Source organism: Ligaoa zhengdingensis, assembly GCF_014384885.1.
GTDB classification, from domain to species: domain Bacteria; phylum Bacillota; class Clostridia; order Oscillospirales; family Ruminococcaceae; genus Ligaoa; species Ligaoa zhengdingensis.
On record NZ_JACRST010000022.1, the window covers coordinates 16,853 to 35,459 of the forward strand.

Consider the following 18,607-nt stretch of genomic DNA (forward strand, 5'->3'; position numbering starts at 1 on the left):
CGGCGCTTTTTCGTATCCGCCGGCCGGTCATTCCACCGAGCAGCCCGGATAGTAGTGCTCCAAAATCTCTATGTAATCGTAGCCGTCCCTGGCCATGCCGTTGGCCCCGTGCTGGCTCATGCCGCAGCCGTGGCCATACCCGTAGGTGGTGAAGATCACCTTGTTGCCGGAAAATTCCCACTCGAACGCGGCCGACCGCAGGCCCAGCACGCTTTCGCGCATCACGCGGCCGGTGGTGCGCTTGACGCCGCCCACCGTCATCCGGTCGTTGTAGCCGCCGCCGGTGTAGCTGTCCACCGTGAACCACTCGTCGTCCGGCACGTCGCTGAGGTCCACCCCCAGCTTGTCGTACACCCGGTCGATCACGTCGTCACGGGTCATGGTCTTTCGCACCTTGTAGCCCGGCTCGTCCTCATCCCAGTGGCTGTCCACATTCTCGTTGTGGCAGGCGATGCTGCCGCCCCACACCTCGCGCGCAGTGTTGGTGGCGCCCGCCGAGATCGAATAAAAATACACGTCGATCGGCTTGCCGCGGTAGTGCACCGCCTCCCCCCACACCGACTTGACCGCCTTTTTCACCGCGCTGTTGGGGGCGCGCATCCCGAAGCCGGAGACATCCCCGCCCTGCGCGACCAGACGACTGTAGACCGCGACCGCCTGCGCCTTGGTCGACTCCGTCTCAAAGGTGCCGCCCGTCTCGTTCATCACGATGCGGGCGACCGCGTCGTAGGCCTCGTATTCCTCGCCGTCTATGTACACCAAGTCATCCATATCGATGGGGCCGCCGCCCCCGGAGGAAGAATTCTCCGGGGGTGGTTCCTCTTCGGAGCTGGAGGAGGAGGGCTCCTCCTCGCTGGATTCCGAGGAACTGGGCGGCGGCTCGCTCGATTCGGAGCTCTGAGATTCGCTGCTCTCGCTGGAGCTTTCCGAGCTGGACGGCTCGCTGGATTCCGAGCTGCTCCATTCCTCCTCGGAGCTGTCGGACGGCGAGCTGCTCGATTCGCTTTCCGGGAGGCTCTCGGAGGAGGACTCGCTCGAGCTTTCCGAGCTGGACGACGAGGCCAGCATACTGGTATAATCGTAATAATCGCCCGGCAGCAGCGGATTGGGGTTGAGCTGGGCGTTCGCTGTGTCCACCTCCGCGCTCTCGCCCAGGCGCACCTTGCGGCCGATCACCACAAAGCGCGCGATGCGCTGGTTGGTCTCGGGGTCGCGGAAGGAGTAGTCGCAGGTCGAAAGCGTAATCAGCTTATCGCCCGGCCGCACATCCACCGTGGTGTTGATGAGGGTGCGCTGCTGCATCTTGAAGATGAACTGCTCCATCTCCTGGTTGTTTTTCGGCTCGATGAAGTCGTGATACATAAAGTTGGGGTCGTCCGCGCGGGTGAGGATGACGGCCGCAATCTTGTAGGTGCCCTCGCGGTAGACGCTGTCGAATTTGATGACCGGGTGCTGGCGGTAGTAGTCGAGCTTTTTGTAGTTGATGAGCTCGCCAAAAATCTGCCCGTCGGTCATGTTGTGCCCGTAGATCACCGTGTTGGTGCTCTCTTTTTTGAGGTCCACCCGGAAATCCACAAACGGCACGCCGTGTTTATCCTCTTTTTTATAGAAGGTGCGGCGCAGGTAGTAGTCGTTATCCTTGCCCTGCACGATCGCGTACTTGAGCGGAGTGCCTTCGATCTCGATGCGGCCCGCCACGTCCGGGTTGATCTCCCACCAGGGGGCGAACTTGGCGAGGTAGTCCTTGGGGTAGCCCTCAGGCAGGTCGCTCGCGCCCTGTTGGAACAGGCTCTCCATACCGGCCACCAGGTTGCGGTTGGCCTGCGCGCCCCAGTAGAACGCGCCGATGTAGGTGAGCGACCCCGCCAGCACCACCATGGCCAGCAGCAGCACCGACTTGCGCACCACCTCGCGCCTGTCGTCCCCCTTCCAGGGCAGCAGCTTCTGGTACCATTTCTGCTTGACGGGCGCCTGCTTTGCGCCGCTCGACGCCGCAGCCTGCACGACCCCGGCCTTTGCGCTCGCCGCGCCCGACACCGCCGCGCCGAACCTGCGGGTGATCTCGTCGCGCGCCTGTGCGCACAGCTTTTCAGCCTGCGCCCGGGCGTAATCCCCGCCGCCGGCGCCCCGCGCGGTGATGCGCAGCGCCAGTTGGTCGCGTCCCACCGGGTAGAGCGCGATCACCGGGTTTTTGCTGTGCAGCAGGTCGCCCAGCTTGCGCGTCGCCTCGTCGGCCGACAGGCCGTTCAGATGCAGGGTGCAGAACGCCGCGCCGCCGACAAACTTCACCAGATAGGGGTAGACGCTGTTCAATAACATCGACGAAAGCTCGCCCGGATTTTCGGGCAGCAGCAGCATGCACTGGCTGCCTGCGGACAGCGCGCAGCCCGGGGCCGTGCCCCGCCGGTTGCGGAACACCGCCGCGCCCTTGGGCATCATGGCCATCTGCATGGTCTCCGGGGGCATCTCGCGCCCCTGCTTGCGATAAAATTCCTGAATCTGCGCGAGGCTTTCCTCGTGCAGCTCGAGCGAGCTGCCAAGCCCCGCCACAATTGTCTGTTTGGTTATGTCGTCCGCCGTGGGGCCGATGCCCCCCAAGAGGATTACAAGATCGCTGCGCTCGAGCGCCTGCGCTAGGCGGCGTTGAAGCTCCAGCTTGTTGTCGCCAACAGTGGATTGACGCGCAATTTCAATCCCCAGGGGACTGAGCTCGCGGGACAAAAACCGCGCGTTTTGATTGACGATGTCGCCGGACAGCAGCCCGGCTCCAACCCCAATGATTTCTGCAACCACTCTGGCACCTCCCTTATTTACTCTGGATCAAAGACACAGTCCGTTTGACGCGCGGCCAAAGCCGCTGCGCCCGGGGCGTGTCCCTGCCGACCCGGCCAAAGGCGCCGGACCTCCAGGGATGCGTCCCGGATGGGCGGGGCGCCCGGCCCCGCCGCTTTTCCTTTGTCACGGTTGAATGGTGATCTCCTCCACCCCGGCGAGCGAACGGGAGATGAGGCCCTCCTCGTCGAGCGCCTCCTCCGCGTACTGCACAAACTTGAGCTTGGGCTTGGTGCGCGGGTGGCGCGGGGTGAACACCGTACAGCAGTCCTCATAGGGCAAAATCGAAGTCTCGAAGGTGTCGATTTTGCGGGCGATCTGCACGATCTCCTCCTTGTCCATGCCGATCACCGGGCGCAGCACGGGCATCTCGCACACCGCGTCGGTGCAGGCGATGGCGCCGATCGTCTGGCTGGCCACCTGGGCCAGGCTCTCGCCGGTGATGAGCGCGGTGCAGTCGTTCTGCGCCGCGATGCGCTGGGCGATCTTCATCATATACCGCCGCATGACGATGGTGAACAGCTCCTCGGGGCAATGCTCCTTGATCTGCTCCTGAATCTCGGTGAACGGCGCGACATACAGCTTGATGCGGCCGGTGTAGGCGCACATCTTCTCGAGCAGGGTGATCACCTTGCGCTTGGCGCGCTCGCTGGTGTAGGGCGGGCTGAAGAAGTGCACCGCGGACACCTCCACCCCGCGTTTGGCCATCATATATCCGGCCACCGGGCTGTCGATGCCGCCGGACACCAGCAGCATCGCCTTGCCGGAGGTGCCCACCGGCAGGCCGCCCGCGCCGGGCAGTTGTCTCGCGTGGATGTAGGCGGCCTTTTCGCGCACCTCGACCCAAACAACCATCTCCGGCTCGTTCACATCCACCTTGAGGTGGGGATAGGCGGCCAGCAGCGCCCCGCCCAGCTCCCGGCAGATCTCCGGCGAGTTCATGGGGAACTGCTTGTCGCTGCGCCGCGCGTTCACCTTGAAGGTGTTCACATAGGGCAGGGCGTCGGCCAGGTACTCGATTGCCGCCGCACGGATTGCGTCCCAGCTCTTCTCCACCACGGCCGCCCGGGTGAGCGCCGCAAAGCCGAACACCTTCGAGAGCCGCTCCACCGCCTCGTCGAGGTCGAGGCCGTCCTCCTGCGGCTCGCAGTAGAGGGTGGATTGCGACTTGGTGATCTTCCACCGGCCCAGGCTGCCGAGCCGCCGCTTGGCGTTGCGGATGAGGGCATCCTCAAAGCTGCCCCGGTTGAGGCCCTTGAGGGCGATTTCGCCGCTTTTGAGCAAGATGATCTCTTTCATGGTCTACTCCTTTTTATGTCTTTCATTCCCTGCCGCAGCACGGTGATGAACCGCGCGATATCCTCGCAGGTGTTGTATTTTCCAAAGCTCACGCGCAGCGCGCTGTCGATCACCTCGTCGGGCAGCCCCATGCTGCGCAGCACGTGGCTGCGCTCCCCCTTGGCGCAGGCTGACCCGCTGGAGACGTAGATGCCGCGCTGCTCAAGGTAGTGCATCATGATCTCGCTGCGGATGCCCACCGCGCTGAGGTTGACCACCGAGGGCAGGGCGTCCTCGGGCGAGTTAAAGCGCAGGCCGGCCACGCCGGCCAGCCCCTCGCGCAGGGTTTTGGCGAACAGGGCGGTGTTGCGTGCGGTGCGCTGCGTGTCGATCAGCTCGGCCGCCTTGCCCAGCGCCGCGATGGCCGGGGCGGGCTCGGTGCCCACGCGCAGGCCGCGCTCCTGCGCGCCGCCGTGGGCGCGGGGCGCGATGCGCACCCCCTTTTTGATGTACAGCGCGCCCACACCCTTGGGCGCGTAAATTTTATGTCCGCTGACCGTGAGCAGGTCCACCCCCAGGCGCGCCACCCGGATGGGCAGCTTGCCGAACGCCTGCACCGCGTCGCAGTGGAGCAGCGCGCCCCGCTTTTGCAGCTTCAGCGCGCGGGCGATCTCCTCCACCGGGGCGACGGTGCCCACCTCGTTGTTGACCAGCATCGCGCTCACCAGCGCGGTGCGTTCATCCACCGCGGCCACCACGTCGCGCGCGGCGATGTGCCCCTGCGCGTCCGGCTTCACGTAGACCACCTCGCACCCCTGCTGCTCGAGCTGCGCGCAGGCGGCCAGCACCGAGGAGTGCTCGAACGCCGTGACCACCACGCGCCCGCCGCGCCGCCGGCCCATCGCCATGGCCCCCAGCAGGGCGAGGTTGTTGGCCTCGGTGCCGCCGGAGGTGAAGGCGATCTCCTCGGGCTGAGCACCCAGCGCGGCCGCCACCTGCCGCCGCGCGCCGTCCAGCATCAGTTCGGCCTCCAGCCCCTTGGTGTGCAGCGAGGACGGGTTGCCGTAAGTGCGGCACATCGCGTCCAACGCGGCCTGCGCCACCTGGTCGTCCACCCGTGTGGTGGCGCTGTTGTCGAGATAAATTTCGTTCAAGTCTTGTCCACTCCTCACTCGCCCACAGGAACGCGCAGGTCTGCGCGTTTTTCCATAATTTTCAAAACAGACGCCCACCCAATTTCTTCGGCGGAAGCGCTGTTACCCGCCGCCGCAGGCGGGCCAGAATCAGAAACGATAAAAGTCGTTTACGGCTATTATAGCTCAAAATGTGCAGCCTTTCAAATTTCACGGGATGATTTCACATAATTTTTAGAGGTTTGGAAAAAATACAGGGCATCGGATGATAGATTTTTCTATGATTGGAGGAATCCGACTGTGGAACAGGAAAAAGCCGTACAGCTCAATTTTACAAAGCGGGGATTCGTGCGTCTGGTCAGCTTCCTGTGCGCGCTGATTCTGGTGCTTGGGGTGGGGTTCGCGTTGGAGGGGCGCGCCGCTGCGCGCTACCGCCTGCGGCTGGAGGAGAACTACGCCCAGTCGCTCACCGGGCTCGCCAGCAACCTGTCCGGCATCTCGCAGACACTGCAAAAGGGCGTCTATGCAGCCACGCCGGTGCAGATTTCGACCCTTTCCGCCCAGCTCTGGCGGGATGCTTCGGCGGCCAAGGTGGCCCTCACCAGCCTGCCGCTGGGCGATCTGCACCTGGACAACACCAACCGGTTTCTCACGCAGGTGGGCGACTATGCGATGGCGCTCTCCCGCAAATCGGTGAGCGGCTCGGAGCTGAGCGACGAGGAGCGGGAGCAGTTCGCCGCGCTTTGCGAATATGGGCGAGGCTTGGCCGACCAGGTCTATCAGATGGAGCAGGAGATCATCGCGCGCGGCATCACCATGGAGCAGCTCCAGCGCGAGATCGAAGAGCTTGGCAGCCAGGACGGCGCAGCCGCCCCGCCCGAGGGTGCGGTTGGGGCCTTCCAGGGGCTGGAGGAATCGTTCTCCGACTACCCCGAGCTGGAATATGACGGGCCGTTTTCCGACCATATTTTGAAAAAAGAGCCGCTGATGCTGCGCAATGTGGCGCAAATCAGCTTTGAGGAGGCGCGCTCCCGCGCCGCCGAGGCGGCCGGGGTGGAGCCCAGCGCGTTACAGGGCGGCTCGGACGAGGCTTCCATCATGCCGAGCTACACCTTCTCCGGCGACAACGTCTGGGTGTATGTCACCAAGGCGGGGGGCTATGTCAGCACGATGATGAAATCGCGCGCCGACCCGCCCGCCGACCAGCTCCCCCCCACAGCCGGCGAAACCGCCGCCGATGGGAAGGATTCCCCCGCGCAGCGGGCGATCCTCGCGGCGCAGCGCTATCTGGCCGGGCGCGACCTGGCCGCCCTCGTCCCCACCTGGTACCGGCTGGCCGACGGACAATGCGTCGTCAACTTCGCGCCCACACAGGGGGATGTGCTGCTCTACCCCGACCTGGTGAAGGTGACGGTCGCGCTCGACACCGGGGAAATCCTCGGCTTTGATGCGCGCGGCTACCTCTCCAACCACTACAACCGCACCATCCGCAGCCCCGGGCTGCCGCTGGCGCAGGCGCGCGAGGTGGTGGGCAAGCAGCTCCAGGTGGAATCCAGCCGCCTCGCCATCATCCCCACGGCGGGTCAGTATGAGGTATACTGCTACGAATTTTCGGCCCTGGCCGAAAACGGGCAGCGGGTGCTCCTCTATATCAACGCCGACACCGGCGTGGAGGAACAGATTCTGCTGCTTACCGAGGACGAAACCGGAAGGTTCGTGCAATGATGAAAACAGCCGCCCCCAGTGGGAGCGGCTGTTGTTTTTTGATATGAAACCGGTCAGCCCATCAGCTTGACCATGACCGCCTTCTGCGCGTGCAGGCGGTTTTCGGCCTCGTCGAAGATCTCGTTCGCGTGCGCCTCGAACACCTCGGCGGTGATCTCCTCGCCGCGGTGCGCAGGCAGGCAGTGCTGCACCATCGCGTCGGCGTTGGCCACGCCCAGCAGCTTGTCGTTGACCTGGTAGACCCCGCCGAAGATGCGGCGGCGCTCCTCGGCCTCCTGCTCCTGGCCCATCGAGGCCCACACGTCGGTGAAGATCACGTCCGCGCCGGCCGCAGCCTCCATCACATCCTCGGTGAGCAGGAAGTCGCCACTCTGCTGCGCAAACGCCACCACGTCCTCCGCCGGGCGGTGGATCTGCGGGGTGGCGGCCGCCACCCTCATACCGGTCTTGATCCCGCCCACGATCAGGGAGTTGGCCATGTTGTTGCCGTCCCCGATGTAACACATCTTGAGGCCCTCGAGCTTGCCCTTGTACTCGCGCACCGTCATCAGGTCGGCGAGCACCTGGCAGGGGTGGGCGTAATCGGTGAGCCCGTTGATGATGGGGATGCTGCCGTAGGTGGCGAGGTCCACCACCTCCTGCTGGGCAAAGGTGCGGATCATGATACCGTCGAGGTAGCGCGAGAGCACCCGCGCGGTGTCCTCCACCGGCTCGCCCCGCCCGATTTGCAGGTCGCGCGAGCTGAGGAAGAGCGCCGAGCCGCCCAACTGATACATACCGGTTTCAAACGAAACGCGGGTGCGGGTGGACGACTTCTGGAAGATCATGCCCAGCGTCTTGCCCGCCAGGTGGTGGTGCTTGATGCCGTGCTTCTGTTCATATTTGAGCTGGTCGGCCAGGTTGAGCAGCTCGATGATCTCCTCACCGCTCAGGTCCATCATTTTCAGCAGGTGTTTCATTTGGTTTCATCCTCCCAATTTGTTAAAATCCGGTTGAGTATGGCGAGCCCCCGGTCGATCTGTTCGTCGGTGATGACCAGCGGGGGCAGCATGCGCAGCTTGTGCTTGGCGGTGAGGAAGATGACCCCCTCTTCGAGACAGCGGTTCACCACATCTCGCCCGGCGATGCCGTCGAACTCCACGCCGATCATCAGCCCCAGGCCGGCCACGCTTTTGACGCGGGGCATCTTCGCCACCGCCTCAAAGATGCGCGCGCTCTTGCGGCGCACCTCCGCCAGCAGCTCGCCGGTCAGGCATTCCATGACGGCGTTCGCGCCCGCACAGACGATCGGGTTGCCGCCGAAGGTGGTGCCGTGGTCGCCCGGGCCGAACACGTCCTTACATTTTTCAAACAGCAGCGCCGCCCCGATGGGCAGGCCGCCGCCCAGCCCCTTGGCGAGCGACACCAGGTCGGGCCTCAGGCCGTACTGCTCGCAGGCGAGCAGGGTGCCGGTGCGGCCCATACCGGTCTGCACCTCGTCCACCATCAGCAGGATGTCGTTTTTTGCACAGATCTCCGCGATCGCGTCGGTGAACGCCCGGTCAAGCGGGATGACCCCGCCCTCGCCCTGCACCATCTCGATGAGGATGCCGCAGGTGCGCTCGCTCACCTTCTGGCGCAGCGCGTCGATATCGCCCGCCGGCGTGTGCACAAACCCCGCCGGAAACGGGCCGAAGTTTTTGTGGAACACCTCCTGGCCGGTCGCCGCCAGGGTGGCGATGGTGCGGCCGTGGAAGGAGTTCTCCAAGGTGATGATCTCGCAGCGCTCCGGGCCGTAATGGTCGCTGCCGTATTTGCGCGCCGCCTTGATGATGCCCTCGTTGGCCTCGGCGCCGGAGTTTGCGAAGAACACCCGGCTGCACCCGGTGCGCTCGCACAGCGCCTTGGCCAGCAGCGCGTCGGGCGCGGTGTAGTAGAGGTTGCTGATGTGGCAGAGGGTGGCCGCCTGCCGCTGCACCGCCTGCACCCACGCGGGGTGGCAGAAGCCCAGGCTGTTCACCCCGATGCCCGAGGTGAAGTCGATGTATTCGCGCCCCTCGGTGTCGCGGCAGACCGCGCCCTCACCCTCGGCCACGCCCACCGGAAAGCGGGCGTAGGTGTGGGCGATGTAGTCGCCGTCCATCCGCTGCAATTCTGTAAAATTCATGGTAAAACCCGCTTTCTGTAAGTATGGCTTGAGCCGTGCGCCCCGCGCCTTACCGTGCGTTATTCCCAGCATCGCCTGCGGGGGCTTCCCCGCTGAGGTTCGCGCCGCGTGCTGTGGCTTCGGGCAGTGCGCCCCGCGCCCTACCGTGCGTTATTCCCAGCATCGCCTGCGGGGGCTTCCCCGCTGAGGTTCGCGCCGCGTGCTGTGGCTTCGGGCAGTGCGCCCCGCGCCCTACCGTGCGTTATTCCCAGCATCGCCTGCGGGAGCTTCCCCGCTGAGGTTCGCACCGCGTGCTGTGGCTTCGGGCAGTGCGCCCCGCGCCCCGCTGTGCATGATCCCCGGCATCGCCGGCCGACGCTGTCGGCTAGGCGAACATGGTGCCCACGCCCTCGTCGGACAAAATCTCGATGAGGATGGAATGGGGGATGCGTCCGTCGATGATGACGGCCTTTTTCACCCCGCGCCGCACCGCTTCCACGCAGCAGTCGATTTTGGGGATCATGCCGCCGGAGATGATGCCCTGGCGCTTGAGGTAGGGCACATCGCTCACGTTGACGTGCGGGATAAAGGTGGACTCGTCGTCCTTGTCCTTCAAGAGGCCGCGGATATCGGTCATGAGGATGACGTTTTCCGCACCCAGCTCGCTGGCGATGCGGGAGGCGGCGGTGTCGGCGTTGATGTTGTACACCTCGCCGTTTTCGTCGGTGCCCACGGTGGCGATCACGGGGATGTACCCGTCGGCCAGCGCGTCGCGGATGGCGGTGGCGTCCACGGAGGTGATCTCGCCCACATAGCCGAGATCGACCTCGCCCTCCAGCTTCTTCACTTTAATCATGCCGCCGTCGATGCCGCACAGGCCGACCGCGCGCCCCTTGCTCTGCTCGATGTGCGCCACCAGGTTTTTGTTGACCTTGCCGGCCAGCACCATCTGCACAATCTCGGCGGTTTCCTTATCGGTATAGCGCAGGCCGCCGATGAAGCGGCTCTCCTTGCCCACGCGGGCGAGCATCTCGCTGATATCCGGCCCGCCGCCGTGCACCAGCACCACCTTGATGCCCACCAGGCTGAGCAGCACCAGGTCGCTCATCACCGCCTGCTTGAGGTCCTCATCGACCATGGCGTTGCCGCCGTACTTAATCACCACAATTTTATCATAATATTTCTGTATGTAAGGCAGGGCCTGGATGAGCACCTGCGCCTTGTCGGTATTGGATATCTTCATGCTTGCTCTTCCCTCTCGCGGTATTCGGTATCGCGCCCGGTCAGGTGCGGTAATCGCCGTTGATCTTGACATAGTCGTAGGTGAGGTCGCAGCCCCATGCGGTGGCCTTGGCACTGCCCGCGTTCAGGTCGATGTCGATGCCGATTACGTCCTGGCTGAGCACCTCCTTGGCCAGCTCCTCGCTGAACGCCACGCCCGCCGACTGCCTGCAGACCTCGATCTCCCCCTTGGCGGAGGAGAAGCGCACGTCCACATGGTCCGCGTCGAAGTCGCCCGGGGTGTAGCCGATGGCGCACAGCACCCGCCCCCAGTTGGCGTCCGCGCCGAACATCGCGGCCTTGAGCAGGCTGGAACAGGCCACCGATTTGGCCACCGCCTTGGCGGTCGCCTTATCCGGCGCGCCCGCCACACGGACTTCGAGCAGGCGGGTCGCGCCCTCGCCGTCCGCCGCGATCGATTTGGAAAGCGCCTCGCAGATGTGGTACAGCGCGGAGCAGAATTCCTCGTAAGCAACGCTCTCGTCGTTATTTATTACGGGGTTTTCCGCCGCGCCGTTCGCCAGGCAGGTGAGCATATCGTTGGTAGAGGTATCCCCATCTACACTGACCATATTGAAGGTGTCCGCCACCACGCTGGAAACCGCCTTTTGCAGCAGCTCCGGGGTGATCGCGGCGTCGGTGGTGACAAACGCGAGCATGGTGGCCATATTGGGATGGATCATGCCGCTGCCCTTGGCAATCGCGCCGATATGGCACGGGACGCCGCCCACCGTGAAGCTGTAGGAAAATTCCTTTTTGCAGGTGTCGGTGGTCATGATGCCCTCGCACGCGGCCGGGCTGCCGTCGGGCGAGAGGGCCCCGGCCAGCGCGGGGATGCCGGTCTCGAACGGCTCGATGGAGAGCGGCTGCCCGATCACGCCGGTGGACGCGACCACGATGTCGTTTTCGTCGATCCCCAGCGCCTGGGCCGCCAGTTGGCAGGCGCGGGTGGCGATCTCCACCCCGTCTGCGTTGCAGGTGTTGGCGTTGCCGCTGTTGCAGAGGATCGCGCGGGCGTATCCATCCGCCACATGGGCCCGGGTCACGGCGATGGGCGCGCCCTTCACCTTGTTGGTGGTGTAGGTGCAGGCCGCCGCGCAGGGCCGGTCGCTGAGGATGAGCGCCAGGTCGCGCTTTTCTTTATTCTTGCGGATGCCGCAGTGGACGCCGCCGGCTATGAAGCCCTTGGGCGCGCACACGCCGCCGCCGATTTCCTGTAGGTTCATTTTGTCACTCTCCTGACCATTATTTTGCTTCAAGGCCCCCAATCTCGCCAATCGCGCACGGATCAGCGGCTGCGGGCAGGGCGCCTGACATTGTAAGGGCGTTTTGCCCGGCATTGCCACCGGACGCATGCCCGGTTAAAACGCTGGGGGCGCCATGGTGAGGCCGGTCTCCTCGGGCAGGCCGCACACCAGGTTCATATTTTGTATCGCCTGGCCCGCCGCACCCTTGACCATGTTGTCGATGGCGGATATCACGATCAGCCGGCCAGTGCGTTCATCCAGGTGCAGCGAAATATCGCAGTAGTTGCTCATGCGCACATTTTTGAGGTTTGCCACCGCGCCCTCGGGGCAGACGCGCACAAACCGCTCGCCCGCGTAGGCCCGCTCGTACAGCGCGTGGATCTCGCCGAGGTCCACCGGCTGTGCCAGCGACGCATAGATGGTGGAGACGATGCCCCGGTTGACCGGCAGCAGGTGCGGCACAAACGTGACCTTCACCGGCCCGCCCGCGATGTCCGACAGGGTCTGTTCGATCTCGGGGGTGTGGCGGTGGCTCGCCACCTTGTAGGGCGAGAACGCCTCGTTGCAGTCGGGGTAATGGGTGGTCTGCGAAAGCCCCCGGCCCGCGCCGGTCACGCCCGACTTGCTATCGATGATGATGCTGTTCGGGTCGATGAGCCCATTTTTGAGCGCCGGGTACAGCCCCAGCCCGATCGAGGTGGGGTAGCAGCCGGGGTTGCCGATGATCCGTTCGCCCCTGATCCGCTCGCGGTAGAGCTCGGGCAGCGCGTACACCGCCGCGCGGTGCAGCTCGGGCCGGTGGTAATCCAGCCCGTACCATTCCTGGTAGTCCTCCTCGGCCCACAGGCGGAAATCCGCGCCCAGGTCGATGAAGATTTTCCCCGTTTCGGCGCAGCGCGCCGCGTACTCCTCCGAGAGGCCGTGGGGCAGGGACGCGAACACCACGTCGCTGCGCGCGAGCACCTCGTCGTCCTTCACCAGAACCTCGTCGAACAGGCCGGCCAGATTGGGGTAGACCTCGCTGATCGGCTTGCCCTCAAAGCTCACCGAACCCACGGCGGCGATCTGCGCCTGCGGGTGGCCCAGCAGCAGCCGCACCAGCTCGACGCCCGCGTAGCCGGTGGCGCCGATGATTCCAACTTTTATCATAGATTGTTCCTTCATTTCGTCTATCGTATTGGGCGCCGCGTCACAGGGACGCGAGCGCCGCTCTTGTCTGCGCGATGCACGCGGCCACCGCCTCGGGGGCCGGGCCGCCGGGCACCTTGCGCCCTTTCACGCAGGTCTCCAGGTTGATCGCGTCGTATACATCCGGGCCGAACACCGGGCTGGCCGCGCGGTACTCGTCCAGGGTGAGGGTCTCGAGCGTCTTATGGTTGTCGATGCAGTAAGCCACCAGGCCGCCGGTGATCTTGTACGCGTCGCGGAACGGCATCCCCTGCTTCACCAGGTAATCCGCGCAGTCGGTGGCGTTGATGAATCCCTCAGCTGCGGCCGCGCGCATCCGCTCGGGGCGCACCTTCATAGTCTCAATCATCGGGATCATGGTGGAGATGCACAGCTTCACGGTGTCCACCGCGTCGAAGATGGCCTCCTTGTCCTCCTGCATATCCTTGTTGTAGGCGAGCGGCAGGCCCTTGAGCATGGTGAGCAGGCCCATCAGGTCGCCGAACACCCGCCCGCTCTTGCCGCGCACCAGCTCGGTGATATCGGGGTTTTTCTTCTGCGGCATGATCGACGAGCCGGTGGCGAACGCGTCGTCCAGCTCGATAAATTTGAACTCCCACGAGCACCACATCACAATTTCCTCGGAAAAGCGGGAGAGGTGCACCATCACCAGCGACAGGGCGGACGCAAACTCCACGCAGAAGTCGCGGTCGGACACCCCGTCCAGGCTGTTGGCGCTGATCCCGTCGAACCCGAGCAGCCCGGCCACCAGCGGGCGGTCGAGCGGGTAGGTGGTGCCGGCCAGCGCGCCGCTGCCCAGCGGCAGGACGTTCATGCGCGCCTTTGCGTCGCGGATGCGGCCGGTGTCGCGCAGCAGCATCTGGCCGTAGGCCATCAGGTGGTGCGCAAAAGTGATCGGCTGGGCGCGCTGCAAATGGGTGTAGCCGGGCATCACCGTCTCAAGGTGCCCCTCGGCCTGATCGCACAACACCCCTGCAAGCTGGCGAAGCAACCCGATCACCGCGTCGCACTCGTCCCGCAGGTACATGCGGATATCAAGCGCGACCTGGTCGTTGCGGCTGCGCGCGGTGTGCAGGCGCTTGCCTGCGTCCCCGATGCGGCGGGTGAGCTCCGCCTCCACAAACATGTGCACATCCTCGGCCGCCGGGTCGAGCTCCAGCGCGCCGCTCTCGATATCGTGTAAAATGCCGTTCAGGCCTTCGATGATCCGGTCGCACTCGCCCTGCTCGATGATCCCCTGGCGCGCCAGCATGGTGGCGTGGGCGATGCTGCCCTGGATGTCGTACCGGTACATGCGGAAATCAAAGCGGATCGACGAGTTGAAGTCGTTGACCCGCTCGTCCTCGGCTTTTTTGAACCTTCCTGCCCAAAGTGCCATTTCGTTCCTCCTCGTGATCTGAAAAGTCAAAAACGGGGCGGGAACCACGCCCGCCCCGTGAGGTCTCGTTGTTATTTCAGGCCGGTCTTTTCCTCCATCATGGCTTTCACCTTGATGGGCAGGCCGAACAGGTTGATGAAGCCCTCGGAATCCGCCTGATTGTAGCAGTGATCCTCGCCGAAGGTGGCGATCTCCTCGGAATAGAGCGAGTAAGGGCTGGTGACGCCCGCGTCGATGATATTGCCCTTGTAGAGCTTGAGCTTGACCTCGCCGGTCACCGTCTGCTGGGTGGAATCGACAAACGCGGACAGCGCCTCGCGCAGCGGGGTGAACCACTGGCCGTAGTAGACGAGCTCGGCAAACTTGACGGCGACCTGCTCCTTGTAGTGCATGGTGTCGCGGTCGAGGCAGATCTCCTCGAGTTTTTTGTGGGCGGCATACAGGATGGTGCCGCCGGGGGTCTCGTACACGCCGCGGCACTTCATGCCCACCAGCCGGTTTTCCACCATGTCGATGATGCCCACGCCGTTCGCACCGCCGATTTCGTTGAGCTTAAAGATCATGTCGGCGGTCTTCATCTTCTCGCCGTTGAGCGCCACCGGCGCGCCCTTCTCAAACGAGATGGTCACATAGGTGGGCTTGTCGGGGGCCTGCTCGGGCGAGACGCCCAGCTCCAAAAAGCCCTCCTTGTTGTAATCCGGCTCGTTGGCGGGGTCCTCGAGGTCGAGGCCCTCGTGCGAGAGGTGCCACAGGTTTTTATCCTTGGAGTAGTTGGTCTCCTTGGTGATGTTCAGGGGGATATTGCGCGCCTCGGCATAGGCGATCTCCTCCTCGCGGCTCTTGATCTCCCAGGTGCGCCAGGGGGCGATGATATCCATGTTGGGGGCGAACGCCTTGATGGCCAGCTCAAAGCGGACCTGGTCGTTGCCCTTGCCGGTGCAGCCGTGCGCAATCGCGTCCGCGCCCTCGGCCTTGGCGATCTCCACCAGGCGCTTGGCGATGATCGGCCGCGCAAACGAGGTGCCCAGCAGGTACTTGCCCTCGTAAACAGCGTTGGCCTTCAGGGTGGGCACGATGAATTCATCCGCGAACACGTCCTTGAGGTCCTCGATGTACAGCTTGGAGGCGCCGGTTTTGATGGCCTTCTCTTCGAGGCCCGAGAGCTCCTTGCCCTGGCCCACGTCGGCGGCCACGGCGATGACCTCGCAGCCGTAGTTCTCTTTGAGCCAGGGGATGATGATGGAGGTATCCAGGCCGCCGGAGTAGGCGAGCACGACTTTATTGTATTTTTTCATACTGCTTTGCAACCCTTTCGTTCTATACTGCGCATGGCGCGCGCCCCGGTGTAACGGTGGAGGGGCTATGTCCTTCATTATACAGGATATCCGCAAAAAATCAAGCCTTATACGTATAAATATTCATTCGTCGGCCGCCGATTTTTTGGGTCAAATTGCATAATAATGCATATTCAGCCAGGAATATGCAATCAATCTGGTACTTGGTCGGGCCCGTTCACAGGGGGATGCTCGGCCCAATAGGCGCGGTATTTGTTCATGATGATGCGGGTCTGCTCGCCGTTTGTGGGCGGGGTCCAGGTGATGGCGTTGGCGCCCGCCTCGATGGTTGCCAGGATGCTCTCATCGGTGGGGCCGCCGGTGGCGATGATGGCGACCTCGGGGAACTCCTCACGGATGCGGCGCACCAGCATGGGTGTTTTGGCCGAGGCCGATACATTGAAGATGGAAGCGCCCGCTCGCAGGCGCGCGGCGATATCCTCCTGCTCGCTGACGACGGTGACGATGACGGGGATGTCGATTTCCTCGGCGACCGCCGCAAGGGTTTCGTTGGAGGTGGGTGCGTTGACCACCACCCCCATGGCGCCCTGGTGCTCGGCGTGATGGGCGATGTTGACCACCCGCTTGCCCTGGGTGATGCCGCCGCCCACGCCGCAAAACACCGGGATATCGGCCGCGAGCATGATGGCCTGGGTGATGATGGGCTGCGGGGTAAAGGGATACACTGCGATGACCGCGTCGGCGTTGACGTTGCGGATGATCGAGACGTCGGTGGTGAACACAATGGATTTGATGCGCTTGCCAAAAATCTTGATGCCGCTGCACCGGCGGATGCATTCGGGAACCCGCAGGCAGTGTTTGCGCAGGTTGCCCTGAAATTCGGGGATAAAATCTGCCGCCATGGCTTGACCTCCTTTTCTTTTTAACGATCGATACCTTTTATTATAACAAAATCCGCCAGGGCGGAAAATAGCTTTGTCCGGCGGGCATCCGTAAACTTTATGTGAACAGCCTACGGCCCTGTGTATTTCGCGATTGCGCGGGCGCATAAATTGGTATAAACTAGAATTGATATCGATATCATAGGAGGTTATTACCATGGGCTTTACAACCATTCCAGCCACCGCGCTGAAGGAAAATGTATTCGACCAAATCAAGCTGGGGATGCCCCTGCTCACCGCCGAGAGCGGCGGCCGCTGCAATACCATGACCGTCAACTGGGGCGAGATGGGCTACCTGTGGAACCGCTGCGTCACCACCATCTTTGTGCGGCCCCAGCGCTTCACCCTGCCGATTCTCGAGGCCGCCGAGGGCTACAGCCTGTGCTTTATGGGCAAGGGGTACGCCGAACAGGTGGCCTACTGCGGCAGGATATCCGGCCGCGACGAGGACAAGATCGCCCGCTGCGGGTTCACTGTGGCGCACAAGCACGGCGTCCCATATTTTGAGGAGGCCGAGCTGGTGGTGTTGTGCAAAAAGTCGTTCGAGGCGCAGATGACCGCCGAAGGGTTCCTCGACCGCGACATCATCCCGGCCTGCTACCCCAATGGGGATTTCCACAAGCTGTTCATCGGCGAGATTTTGGAGGTTTTACAGAAAGTATGACGTTTTATGAGCGGATTTACGAGGCGGTGCAGCAGATTCCTCGCGGCAGGGTATCGACCTACGGCCAGATCGCCCTGCTGGCGGGCAACCCCCGCGCGGCGCGCGCCGTGGGCTGGGCGCTGCACGTCAACCCCATGCCCGGGGTGATCCCCTGCCACCGGGTGGTGAACCGCGAGGGGCGGCTCGCGCCCGCCTTCGCCTTTGGCGGCGAGGGGGAACAGCGCCGCCTCTTGGAGGCCGAAGGCGTGGAGTTCGACGACGACGGCCTGGTGGATTTGGCGCAATACGGTTGGCCGGGACGGTAGGTTTTGCTTGTAGCCTTGCAGCTACGGCCACCGCGCCTTGCGCATTGCCATGCGCCTGTCTCGGCATTGCCCCCAGGGGCATCCCTGGGCGGGGTTGCGCCCCCGCGCGACGCCATCCTTTTGGTACGCGCCAAAAGGATGCAAAAGCGCGCCAAAGGGCGTTCCCCCCTTTGGCATCCCCCCTTTTGGGGCGGAGTAGACGGCCTGCGCTGTCTTTGCCGGTTCTCACAAGTGCCCTCGGCAGGCGCCTTCCAGTCGCTTCGTGCAAATTCCAAGGAGCGCACTCGCTCCAATCAGGCGCCTGTCCCACCTTACGGCGGGATCCCCTCGGGTAATGCCCGCATCCTCTCTGCCGTCCCCCGCTTGCCCTAGATCCTCCGCCCCTCCGAGGGCGTAAATGCGGTGTTCTTACTTGGGTTTTTCCGGCTTCGGCCACCGCGCCCCATGGCCTAGTAAGTGTCATCCCCGGCTTTCCTGTCGGCGTTGCTGACCCGACCCGGAGCCAAAAATCAAGCGGTGCGCTGCCTGCGCGCCTTACTGATGTCGCCCGAGGGCACCCCGCAAGGGGCAATGGTTCGTGGGAGCGAAGCGTCCCCTTGCCTTTTTTCGCGAAGCGACTTCAGAACCATTGCCGAGGGGGCTTGCCGCACTTCGCTTTCACCAGCGCTGATTTTATCTCCGGGCGCACAACGGGGTTTTCAAAGGGGTGTCCCCTTTGACACGTTTTTCCTGCCTTTTGACGTGCATCAAAAGGCAGTCGTCGTGCGGGGCCGAAACCCCGCCGCCAAATGAATCGCTTTTATTTAAAAAAGGACATTTAAAAATAAACATAAAATAAAAAAACAGGCGGGTTCGCACCCAGCCCCACAGCTTCGGCCACCGCGCCCACGCCTTAGTAAGTGTTTTCCCCGGCATCGCCCCCAGGGGCATCCCTGGGCGGAAATTTCTCCGCCCACATTCTACAAAACCCCTTGATTTTTCCCTAAATTCAACCTATAATAGTAAGTGACATAAAGAGAAATCGCAAGGCAGACCCAGAGGGGGCAACCTCTGAGTCCTGCATGGGAGATGAGGTCTCCGCATACAACGGCATTTGCCGCACCTTGCTTTCTGATTATACTCGATTTTTGTATCGAAGTAAAGTCGGCAACTCCAAGTTGCGGCGAAAAAATCGATGTATGTCAGGCTGGCCTGCGTGCGTACTCTGGACCTTTC

The 18,607-nt window shown here is 63.3% G+C and carries 14 protein-coding genes; 3 read left to right on the plus strand and 11 right to left on the minus strand.

Translation table 11 applies throughout. The annotated features are described in order from the left end of the window. Window positions 1-27 precede the first annotated feature (27 nt). The 3 genes from H8711_RS11290 to H8711_RS11300 all read right to left on the minus strand — a co-directional run bounded on the left by H8711_RS11290 (window position 28) and on the right by H8711_RS11300 (window position 5,264). Window positions 28-2,793: a SpoIID/LytB domain-containing protein gene (locus tag H8711_RS11290; RefSeq protein ID WP_249283552.1), complete on the minus strand. Its 2,766-nt coding sequence runs from the start codon at window positions 2,791-2,793 to the stop codon at window positions 28-30. Between the two features lie 165 nt (window positions 2,794-2,958). Next, the gene (gene thiI, locus H8711_RS11295; RefSeq protein ID WP_249283553.1) at window positions 2,959-4,131 is read right to left on the minus strand and encodes a tRNA uracil 4-sulfurtransferase ThiI; all 1,173 of its coding nucleotides are present in this window, start codon (window positions 4,129-4,131) and stop codon (window positions 2,959-2,961) included. After that, window positions 4,128-5,264, minus strand: coding sequence for a cysteine desulfurase family protein (locus H8711_RS11300; RefSeq protein ID WP_249283554.1), 1,137 nt, complete (start codon window positions 5,262-5,264; stop codon window positions 4,128-4,130). The genes thiI and H8711_RS11300 overlap by 4 nt, the downstream gene beginning before the upstream one ends. 279 nt (window positions 5,265-5,543) lie before the next feature. Between H8711_RS11300 and H8711_RS11305 the strand changes: the two genes are divergently transcribed. Next, the gene (locus H8711_RS11305; RefSeq protein ID WP_249283555.1) at window positions 5,544-6,968 is read left to right on the plus strand and encodes a PepSY1/2 domain-containing protein; all 1,425 of its coding nucleotides are present in this window, start codon (window positions 5,544-5,546) and stop codon (window positions 6,966-6,968) included. 53 nt (window positions 6,969-7,021) lie between these two features. Here H8711_RS11305 and argF read toward each other — a convergent pair whose 3' ends face one another. From argF to H8711_RS11345, 8 genes are all read right to left on the minus strand, one after another. After that, the gene (gene argF, locus H8711_RS11310) at window positions 7,022-7,927 is read right to left on the minus strand and encodes an ornithine carbamoyltransferase (protein ID WP_249283556.1); all 906 of its coding nucleotides are present in this window, start codon (window positions 7,925-7,927) and stop codon (window positions 7,022-7,024) included. Continuing rightward, the gene (locus tag H8711_RS11315) at window positions 7,924-9,114 is read right to left on the minus strand and encodes an aspartate aminotransferase family protein (RefSeq protein WP_249283557.1); all 1,191 of its coding nucleotides are present in this window, start codon (window positions 9,112-9,114) and stop codon (window positions 7,924-7,926) included. The genes argF and H8711_RS11315 overlap by 4 nt, the downstream gene beginning before the upstream one ends. 364 nt (window positions 9,115-9,478) lie before the next feature. Beyond that, window positions 9,479-10,336 (minus strand): acetylglutamate kinase, encoded by an 858-nt coding sequence (argB, locus tag H8711_RS11320; protein WP_249283558.1) that lies wholly within the window; start codon window positions 10,334-10,336, stop codon window positions 9,479-9,481. A gap of 40 nt (window positions 10,337-10,376) precedes the next feature. Beyond that, complete coding sequence (argJ, locus tag H8711_RS11325) at window positions 10,377-11,600, minus strand: bifunctional glutamate N-acetyltransferase/amino-acid acetyltransferase ArgJ (RefSeq protein WP_249283559.1); 1,224 nt, start codon at window positions 11,598-11,600, stop codon at window positions 10,377-10,379. A 135-nt stretch (window positions 11,601-11,735) separates the two neighbouring features. Beyond that, window positions 11,736-12,770 carry an N-acetyl-gamma-glutamyl-phosphate reductase gene (gene argC, locus H8711_RS11330; RefSeq protein WP_249283560.1) on the minus strand — a complete coding sequence of 345 codons (1,035 nt, stop codon included), beginning with the start codon at window positions 12,768-12,770 and terminating at the stop codon, window positions 11,736-11,738. A 40-nt stretch (window positions 12,771-12,810) separates the two neighbouring features. Continuing rightward, window positions 12,811-14,187: an argininosuccinate lyase gene (argH, locus tag H8711_RS11335; protein WP_249283561.1), complete on the minus strand. Its 1,377-nt coding sequence runs from the start codon at window positions 14,185-14,187 to the stop codon at window positions 12,811-12,813. Window positions 14,188-14,258: 71 nt separating this feature from the next. Next, window positions 14,259-15,482, minus strand: coding sequence for an argininosuccinate synthase (locus tag H8711_RS11340; RefSeq protein ID WP_249283562.1), 1,224 nt, complete (start codon window positions 15,480-15,482; stop codon window positions 14,259-14,261). Between the two features lie 191 nt (window positions 15,483-15,673). After that, window positions 15,674-16,384: a beta/alpha barrel domain-containing protein gene (locus H8711_RS11345; protein WP_249283563.1), complete on the minus strand. Its 711-nt coding sequence runs from the start codon at window positions 16,382-16,384 to the stop codon at window positions 15,674-15,676. A 196-nt stretch (window positions 16,385-16,580) separates the two neighbouring features. Between H8711_RS11345 and H8711_RS11350 the strand changes: the two genes are divergently transcribed. After that, window positions 16,581-17,087, plus strand: coding sequence for a flavin reductase family protein (locus H8711_RS11350; RefSeq protein ID WP_249283564.1), 507 nt, complete (start codon window positions 16,581-16,583; stop codon window positions 17,085-17,087). Further along, entirely contained in the window at window positions 17,084-17,392 is a 309-nt protein-coding gene (locus H8711_RS11355) for an MGMT family protein (protein ID WP_249283565.1), read from the plus strand. Before H8711_RS11350 ends, H8711_RS11355 begins: the two co-directional genes overlap by 4 nt. The last annotated feature ends 1,215 nt before the right edge of the window (window positions 17,393-18,607 follow it).